This window comes from Dietzia sp. B19, assembly GCF_014145155.1.
GTDB classification, from domain to species: Bacteria; Actinomycetota; Actinomycetes; order Mycobacteriales; family Mycobacteriaceae; genus Dietzia; species Dietzia natronolimnaea.
The window spans coordinates 1-4,254 of record NZ_JAALED010000090.1; the positions used below are offsets into that span (position 1 = coordinate 1).

Annotated in this window: 5 protein-coding genes; 3 read left to right on the forward strand and 2 right to left on the reverse strand. The window is 71.2% G+C overall.

Annotation, left to right across the window (positions count from 1 at the left end; genetic code table 11):
• Both G6020_RS03590 and G6020_RS03595 read right to left on the reverse strand, forming a co-directional pair.
• Positions 1-206, reverse strand: a 206-nt coding sequence (locus G6020_RS03590) for an FAD-dependent oxidoreductase (protein ID WP_182609681.1), incomplete at its 3' end; no start/stop codon positions are given.
• Complete coding sequence (locus G6020_RS03595) at positions 203-784, reverse strand: hypothetical protein (protein ID WP_182609682.1); 582 nt, start codon at positions 782-784, stop codon at positions 203-205. The genes G6020_RS03590 and G6020_RS03595, both read right to left, overlap by 4 nt.
• 145 nt (positions 785-929) lie before the next feature.
• Here G6020_RS03595 and serA point away from each other — a divergent pair, with 145 nt between their 5' ends.
• The 3 genes from serA to G6020_RS03610 form a co-directional block, all read left to right on the forward strand.
• A complete protein-coding gene (gene serA, locus G6020_RS03600; protein ID WP_179525514.1) occupies positions 930-2,522 on the forward strand; it encodes a phosphoglycerate dehydrogenase in 1,593 nt (530 codons plus the stop codon).
• A gap of 16 nt (positions 2,523-2,538) precedes the next feature.
• Positions 2,539-3,558 (forward strand): 3-isopropylmalate dehydrogenase, encoded by a 1,020-nt coding sequence (locus tag G6020_RS03605; RefSeq protein ID WP_179525513.1) that lies wholly within the window; start codon positions 2,539-2,541, stop codon positions 3,556-3,558.
• Between the two features lie 84 nt (positions 3,559-3,642).
• On the forward strand, positions 3,643-4,254 hold a 612-nt coding region (locus tag G6020_RS03610), incomplete at its 3' end, for a cyclic nucleotide-binding domain-containing protein (protein ID WP_182609683.1).

Sequence of the window (4,254 nt, forward strand, 5' to 3'; positions counted from 1 at the left end):
GAACACGGGTCGACGACGAGGTCCGCGCCGAGATCACCCGGCATGCCGTCCATGGGCAGGGTGCGGCACCCGCCCCCGATGGTGTCCTCGGCCTCGAGAACCACGACGCGACGGCCCGCGCGGGCGCACAGGAGTGCCGCGGCGAGGCCGTTCGGCCCCGACCCCACCACCACCACGTCGGCCCGCACCGGCGCGGAGGACCTCACTCGAACACCGCCAGGCCGTAGGTCCGGCGCAGTTCCTCCAACACCTTCTCCTGGGCCACGGCCTGCTCCGCCAGATCCAGGAGGACGCGTCGGGTGCCGGGTCCGCCCACCTCGTCGTCGTCGCCCCGTGAGGGCTGGTCGGCGACCCACGAGTCCGCGAGCAGTTCCCACATGGAGCGCTTGGCCACCACGAGGGTGCGTAGCGCCTCCAGCAGCGCGAGCCGCGCCAGCGGATCGCTCAGCACCGGCCCCACCGGAAGCACGGAGAACGAGAGACCGGTCGACAGTCGCAGCAGTCGCCGGCCCGGGGTCCCGATGGGGGTCAGCCGGGCCAGCAGCGCGGCGGCGGTGTCGATCTCCTGCTCGAACTGGGCGCGCAGGGGCTCCAGGCGGGTCTTGTCGGTCTCGTCGACGGCGCGGATGCAGTGGTCCAGGAGGCTGCGACCCACCGCCGCCCCGTAGAGGTGTGCCCGGAGATAGGAGGCGACCGCGGTCGAGCCGCGCGCGGGGGCGAGGACGGGCATCCAGGGGCTGGGCAGGCGGACCGGGAAACCGGTCGACCGGGGCGGGCGCAACATAGGTGATCCGTTCGTCGGACGTCGGTCGGGGCCTGCGGTGACATCAGCCACGGTAGGCGTCCCGGGCCACCCCGGCCACTGGTCCTCGGCGGTGTGCGGTGGCCTAGACTGGGTGTGCCCAAATTGACACCGAGGAGATCCCACTGTGACAGCATCCGGACGTCCCGTCGTCCTCATCGCCGACAAGCTCGCCCAGTCGACCGTCGACGCGCTCGGCGACGCCGTGGAGGTCCGCTGGGTCGACGGCCCGGATCGTCCCAAGCTCCTCGAGGCCGTCGCCGATGCGGACGCGATCCTCGTCCGCTCCGCCACGACCGTCGACGCCGAGGTGATGGCCGCCGCCCCGAAGCTCAAGATCATCGGTCGCGCGGGTGTCGGCCTCGACAACGTGGAGATCCCCGCGGCGACCGAGCGCGGCGTCATGGTGGTCAACGCGCCCACCTCCAACATCCACTCGGCCGCCGAGCACGCCGTCGCCCTGCTCATGGCCGCCTGCCGCCAGATCCCGGCCGCCGACCGCACCCTGCGCGAGCACACCTGGAAGCGCAGCTCCTTCAACGGCGTCGAGTTGCTCGGCAAGACCGTCGGCGTGGTGGGCCTGGGTCGGATCGGTCAGCTCGTGGCACAACGTCTGGCGGCGTTCGAGACGAACCTCATCGCCTACGACCCCTACCTTCCCGCCGCCCGCGCGGCCCAGCTCGGGATCGAGCTCGTGGACATCGATGAGCTGGTCTCCCGCGCGGACATCATCACGATGCACCTGCCCAAGACCAAGGAGACGGCCGGCCTGCTCGACGCCGAGCGGCTGGCCCGGGCCAAGGACGGCGTCGTGATCGTCAACGCCGCCCGCGGCGGACTCATCGTCGAGGACGCGCTCGTCGAGGCCCTGAGGTCCGGCAAGGTGCGGTCCGCCGCCCTGGACGTGTTCGACACCGAGCCCTGCACCGACTCGCCGCTGTTCGACCTCGAGAACACCGTCGTCACGCCGCACCTGGGTGCCTCCACGAGCGAGGCGCAGGACCGGGCCGGCACCGACGTCGCGCGCAGCGTGCTGCTCGCCCTGCGCGGGGAGTTCGTCCCCGACGCCGTCAACGTCACCGGCGGCCCGGTCGGCGACGAGGTCGCTCCGTGGCTCGACCTCGTCCGGAAGCTCGGACTCATCGCCGGTCACCTGTGCCCGGGTGTGCCCACCACCGTGACCGTCGAGGTCGCGGGCGAACTGGCCGCCGAGCAGGTGGACGTGCTGGGTCTGGCCGCCCTGCGCGGGATGTTCTCCGCCATCACCGACGAGCCCGCCACCTTCGTCAACGTCGGCCAGATGGCCGAGCAGCGCGGTGTCACGCACTCGGTCGAGACCCGCAGCGAGTCGAAGTCCTACCGCAGTACGGTCACCGTCACCGCGGTGGCCGCGGATGGCGCGTCGGCCCATGTCACCGGCACGCTGGCCGGTCTGGACCAGGTGCAGAAGATCGTCCGGATCAACGAGCGCGGCTTCGACATGCGTGCCGAGGGTCAGAACCTGTTCGTCCACTACTCCGACCGCCCGGGCGTGCTCGGAAAGGTGGGCTCCATCCTCGGCGGGGAGGGCATCGACATCCAGGCCGCCGCGCTCAGCCAGGACGTCACCGGTGAAGGTGCCTCGCTGATCCTGCGGGTCGATCGTGCGGTCGCCGAACCGACCGTCGACCGGATCGTCTCCGAGCTCGACGCCACGGCGACCCAGATCTCCCTGGTCTGAGCGGGGGTCGGACATCATGAAGCTCGCAGTCATCCCCGGGGACGGTATCGGTGTCGAGGTGACGGCCGAGGCGATCCGGGTCCTGGACGCGCTCGTCCCGGGGGTCGAGAAGACCGAGTACGACCTGGGCGCGCGCCGGTATCTCCGCAACGGGGAGACCCTGACCGAGGCGGACATCGAGAGCCTCAAGGGTCACGATGCGATCCTGCTCGGGGCCATCGGCGATCCGCGATCGGTGCCCGCCGGGGTGCTCGAACGCGGGATGCTGCTCCCACTGCGGTTCGCGCTCGACCACCACGTCAACCTCCGCCCGTCGCGTTTGTACCCCGGTTCGGGTACCCCGCTCAAGGACCCGGGTGAGATCGACTTCGTCGTGGTCCGCGAGGGGACCGAGGGGCTCTACACCGGCAACGGTGGGGCGATCCGCGTGGGGACACCCCACGAGATCGGCACCGAGACCTCCGTCAACACCCGTTTCGGCGTCGAGCGCGTGGTGCGCGACGCGTTCGGCCGGGCGCGGTCCCGCCGAGGCAAACTGACGCTCGTCCACAAGACCAATGTGCTGGTCAACGCGGGTGGGCTCTGGCAGCGCACCGTCGACGAGGTGGCCCCGGAGTTCCCGGACGTCGCGGTCGACTACTGCCACATCGACGCCGCGACGATCTACATGGTCACCGAACCCTCGCGCTTCGACGTGATCGTCACCGACAACCTGTTCGGCGACATCATCACCGATCTCGCCGCCGCCGTCACCGGGGGCATCGGCACCGCCGCGTCGGGGAACATCGACGCCTCGGGAACCAACCCGTCCATGTTCGAACCGGTGCACGGTTCCGCCCCGGACATCGCAGGACAGGGCAAGGCCGACCCCACCGCGGCCATCCTGTCGGTGGCGCTGATGTTGAGGCACCTGGGCAGGGTCGCCGAGGCCGAGCGCGTGGAGGCCGCGGTCGAGGCGGACCTCGGGTCGCGTGGAGACCGTCCCGTGGTGACCTCCGAGGTCGGCGACCGGATCGTGTCGGCGGTCAGCGACTAGGAACCGGGCACCACCCCGCGGCCCGCGGGTGTGAATCGCGTGAAGCGGATCACACCGCGGGCCGTCGGCGTACAGAGTGGACCCATGGACGTCGAACTCGCCGAGGTGAGGGATTTCCTCGCCCGCTGCGCCCCCTTCGACGAGCTGCCCGGTGACCAGCTCGACCGGATCCCCGCGCGGCTCTCACAGCGGTACCACCGCCGGGGAACGGTGATCCTCGACGCCGGTGCCCGGAACGACACGCTGCACATCATCCGGTCAGGTGCCGTGGAGGTGTGCGACCCGGACGGCGTTCTGCTCGACGCCCGGGGCGAGGGAGACTGCTTCGGCTACTCGTCCCTGTCCCACAGCGGGCCCTCGCGCTACCGGATCGTGGCGGTGGCCGACACCCTGCTGCTCGAGATGCCGGCCGGGGTCCTGGACGACCTGGCCACCGAGCACCCTCATCTGCGGCGGTTCTTCGGCGAACGGAGCGACCGGATCCGCCAGGACCTCGCCTCGGCGCGGCTCGAGGCCGCGGGCGGGGACGCGCTGGGCACGCCGGTCGGGGAGTTGCTCGCCCGCGACGCGGTGACCACCGGCCCCGACACCACGATCCGCGACGCCGCGAGCCTGATGACCGAACGCCGCGTATCCGCGCTGCTCGTGGTGGAATCGGGCCGCGTGGTGGGGATCTTCACCGACCGGGACCTGCGA